The sequence below is a fragment of the Syntrophaceticus schinkii genome (assembly GCF_000946815.1).
In the GTDB taxonomy this organism is placed as follows: Bacteria; Bacillota; DSM-12270; order Thermacetogeniales; family Thermacetogeniaceae; genus Syntrophaceticus; species Syntrophaceticus schinkii.
On the sequence record NZ_CDRZ01000116.1, the window covers coordinates 1 to 3,681 of the forward strand.

The 3,681-nt window shown below is 40.8% G+C and carries 5 protein-coding genes and 4 tRNA genes; 4 read left to right on the forward strand and 5 right to left on the reverse strand.

The genetic code is table 11. The features are described from left to right. Window positions 1-497: 497 nt before the first annotated feature. The 4 genes from SSCH_RS05945 to SSCH_RS05955 all read left to right on the forward strand — a co-directional run bounded on the left by SSCH_RS05945 (window position 498) and on the right by SSCH_RS05955 (window position 1,823). The gene (locus tag SSCH_RS05945; protein WP_044664670.1) at window positions 498-929 is read left to right on the forward strand and encodes a hypothetical protein; all 432 of its coding nucleotides are present in this window, start codon (window positions 498-500) and stop codon (window positions 927-929) included. A gap of 45 nt (window positions 930-974) precedes the next feature. Continuing rightward, on the forward strand, window positions 975-1,319 hold the full coding sequence (locus SSCH_RS05950; protein WP_044664671.1) for a hypothetical protein: 345 nt from the start codon (window positions 975-977) through the stop codon (window positions 1,317-1,319). A 140-nt stretch (window positions 1,320-1,459) separates the two neighbouring features. Beyond that, window positions 1,460-1,630 (forward strand): hypothetical protein, encoded by a 171-nt coding sequence (locus SSCH_RS18200; protein WP_156972131.1) that lies wholly within the window; start codon window positions 1,460-1,462, stop codon window positions 1,628-1,630. Further along, window positions 1,605-1,823 carry a hypothetical protein gene (locus SSCH_RS05955; RefSeq protein ID WP_044664672.1) on the forward strand — a complete coding sequence of 73 codons (219 nt, stop codon included), beginning with the start codon at window positions 1,605-1,607 and terminating at the stop codon, window positions 1,821-1,823. Before SSCH_RS18200 ends, SSCH_RS05955 begins: the two co-directional genes overlap by 26 nt. 261 nt (window positions 1,824-2,084) lie before the next feature. Here the strand turns inward: SSCH_RS05955 and SSCH_RS05960 are convergent. From SSCH_RS05960 to sigH, 5 genes are all read right to left on the reverse strand, one after another. Continuing rightward, a tRNA-Thr gene (locus tag SSCH_RS05960) sits at window positions 2,085-2,160 on the reverse strand. 1 nt (window position 2,161) lies between these two features. Next, window positions 2,162-2,236 (reverse strand) — tRNA-Met (locus tag SSCH_RS05965). Window positions 2,237-2,239: 3 nt separating this feature from the next. Further along, a tRNA-Tyr gene (locus SSCH_RS05970) sits at window positions 2,240-2,324 on the reverse strand. A 13-nt stretch (window positions 2,325-2,337) separates the two neighbouring features. Further along, window positions 2,338-2,414, reverse strand: a tRNA-Thr gene (locus tag SSCH_RS05975). A gap of 57 nt (window positions 2,415-2,471) precedes the next feature. Further along, window positions 2,472-3,116 (reverse strand): RNA polymerase sporulation sigma factor SigH, encoded by a 645-nt coding sequence (gene sigH, locus SSCH_RS05980; RefSeq protein WP_198142200.1) that lies wholly within the window; start codon window positions 3,114-3,116, stop codon window positions 2,472-2,474. Window positions 3,117-3,681 lie beyond the last annotated feature (565 nt).

The following is a 3,681-nucleotide window of genomic DNA, read 5'->3' on the forward strand; positions in this document are numbered from 1 at the left end:
GACTGGACAGTTAAAGGAGTTTCGAGTAAGATCATTTCAGTGTTTTTTAGGGAAGGGGGACTTGGCGGGCGTGCCATAGGGGTTCCCCTTCTCGCTATTTATCCTTCCGTGATGATTGTCATGTCAATAAATAATCCATATGTCAATCAGTATGCATCATTTACGTCATAAAAAGCAAGAAAAAAATCCTCTCCCCCCGTCATTGGGAGTGAGAGGCGACAAGATAATTTCGAAGCTACCTTTCAGGCAACATCTTCACACACCGAGCATTTCGATAATACAATCGATATCATGGGCGAAGATGATTTTGACGTGGAGCGAAATAGGAATGAAACATAAAAAAACTATCTGTATCGCGGTGATTTGTTTTTCTCATCTGTGGGATTCTTATCGCATGGAACACAGAAAGGCGCGATGCGTCACCCAGAGAGAAAGTTCCAATTAACGAAACTCTAAGTAATACCTCCAATTTTGCCGTATCTTCTGAATCTTCCGATGTGAATACGAGCATTAACGGAACGGTATTTGTTTACAAGAACGATGAAGACGATTACCACGCTAAAATTGTAGCAAATGTTGAAATTGACCCGAATGACTGGGGCGGGGTTGCTATCCATTTCCCTGAAGGGATGCTTGTCTCAAATATTGACTGCAGTTATCCGCAGGAAGTTCTTTTTCAGGAGCGAAAGCCTAATGGTTATTATGATTATATTGATGTAGATTATTCCTACCAAAAGAAATATTATTCTAGAGTGGAAATAGCCAGAAACCGGGACAAAATTCCTTCTGGAGGCGGTTCCGGTACAGTGTTGATAGATTTTGATATTAATAAAGCAAGATTTGAGGATAACGATATGAGCTTTTTGGTGTGTGTGGGTATCCTAGAGACCGATAGTGTCGAGGTTAATCTTGAAACAGAAAACCAATAAACGTTATTATATATTGAAAAAATATAAGGAAACAGGAGAATAACCATGACAGATGGATTCCCTGTGGCTCTCAAACTTGTGAGAACTGATTTTAAAGAAATAACCAACACTAATACAAATTATTCAGTTGAAAAAATTATACGAATTATAAACAAACATAAACTGGGTACATACGTTTATTCCCTGGGTAAAGGTGACATCCCTTTAAAACTGACTGAAAGGCTTGGGACAATATACGAGGCATCGATACAACTGTGGAGAGCCACCATGTCAGATATGCATAGCAATATTCCTGGGATACCCTACCATTCCTTTACATTATCGAGTATAATAACTGCAAAAGACAGAGGTTATTACAACGAAAGCAGCCAAGTATATCTCCCGCCATAATAAAACAATAACCAGCCCAATGTTTGCTAAACTCGGACATTGAAAAAACGTTATTAACTGCATTCAACCATTTACTTTTTATTAATAATAGGTAATAATTAATTTTTGATAGGCACCATAATTTGGAGAGGAGGGTAACTATGGAAAACGAAATTAGAGAATTAATGCTAGAGCAGTTTACTAAGATCTTTAAAAGATTTGATGTGTTTGAAGATAGTTTGTCAAGAACAGAATCAAAGGTAAATGCTCTGGAAAATGGACTGGCTAGAACAGAATCTAAAGTAGATGCTCTGGAAAACGGGACTGGCTAGAACAGAATCAAAGATAGATAAACTGGAAATCCGCATGGAAAACGAGGTTATTGAAAAGATCCGGGCACTCTTTGACGATAGAGACGTACAAAATGCAATGCTGAATAGTCTTAAAGAAAAACAAGACAGCATCTTAGCAGATATTAATTATCTTGTTAATAGGGTTGTCCGGCTGGAGAAGCTTGCAAAATAGATACAGGACTATTGCTCATCCACCTTCTCATGGATATTTTTGAACTCACGCATTCTTCACCCCTTTATGACCCAAAGGTATACGCCGGTCAATGGACAACCTTCTCAAATCTCAAACCCAAACAAAAGCTCTCTTAATATCCAGGTTGCATACCAAATCGTTTTCTAAAACTGGTTGCAAACCGGTTGCATACCCTGAAACAATTTAATGCCGTTTTAAAAATCAAAAAACCCGCAACTCCTTGCGGGTCTTACTTTCTACTGGAGCCCACATCCGGGGTCGAACCGGAGACCTCCGCCTTACCAAGGCGACGCTCTACCTACTGAGCTATGTGGGCATGGTTGCGGGGACAGGATTCGAACCTGCAACCTTCGGGTTATGAGCCCGACGAGCTACCGCTGCTCCACCCCGCGATATGGTGGAGGGAGAAGGATTCGAACCTTCGAAGGCTGCGCCGGCAGATTTACAGTCTGCTCCCTTTGACCACTCGGGTACCCCTCCACATTTGTTGCAATGGAGCCGACGAAGGGACTCGAACCCTTAAACCTGCTGATTACAAATCAGCCGCTCTGCCAGTTGAGCTACGTCGGCCCGTTTTTTTATGACAAAGACTATTATACAGAGGAATTAAAATAAAATCAAGTGTTATTAATGTTCCCGTTTTTCCAGGTATCTCTCCAGTTTGCGCTTTACTCTCTGCAGTGCATTATCTATTGATTTAACGTGCCTGTTCAGTTCGAGAGCCATCTCCTGGTATGACTTCCCTTCCAGGTAGGACATCAAGACCTGCCACTCCAGAGCACTGAGGATTTCACGCATCTTATCCTCAATATCGTCAAACTCCTCCTGGCTGATGATTAACTCCTCGGGATCGCTGACCTTTGTTCCAGAGATCACATCCAACAGTGTCCTGTCGGAATCCTCATCATAAATTGGCTTGTTCAAAGAAACATAGGAGTTCAACGGAATATGTTTTTGTCGTGTTGCTGTCTTGATCGCTGTAATAATCTGCCTGGTAATGCACAGTTCTGCAAACGCCCTGAATGAAGAGAGCTTGTCTCCGCGAAAATCGCGTATTGCCTTATAAAGTCCAATCATCCCCTCCTGGATAATATCCTCACGGTCAGCACCTATTAAAAAATAAGATCGTGCCTTCGCCCGCACAAAATTTTTGTACTTGTTGATCAGGTGCTCAAGAGCTACTTCTCGCCCATCTTTTGCCAGTTCTACAATATCTTCGTCAGTCATGGATTGAAACGTTTTACAGGGCTCCTGGCTCGTGAGGGTAGACATTAAACACATCGCCTCCTAAAATATTATTATTAGGGAATTCCTTGTACATGTTGTGCTGTAATTAAGCAAGGAAATGTGTTTAACTAGGATTGGTTCTGCTAATATGTGCCACCAAGTTAAACTGCTGTATCTCTCAAGCCGAGTTACAGTACCTTTGTCCACTTTTAATATCATAATGGAAAGAGGCACTTTAGTGAAGTCATTTTTTTGGTAAGGGATTTACTGAAAGGTTCGAAATGTTTTGGCTTGTCCGCAGCACTCCAACAATTATATATAGAAGCCTAAAATAAGTCAAGCAACAGATTGTGATTGCAGAACCCGCGCTCCCATTATTTAACATGTCTACATTTTAACTGTTCCGGAATTTCCATTTATAGTACTTGGAGAAAGCGTAAAAAACTTATATCTCCTGAAATCTTTGTCTTCAGGAAACGATTTTTTGATTATTTATTTTCCATGGGGCACTCTATATCATCGAATAGTCGCCTTCATACTAGCATGTGATCAAAAAGATAACGTGCTAGCTCCTGTCCCTGATACTCCAAGCATTACGCATCTTCTCTAT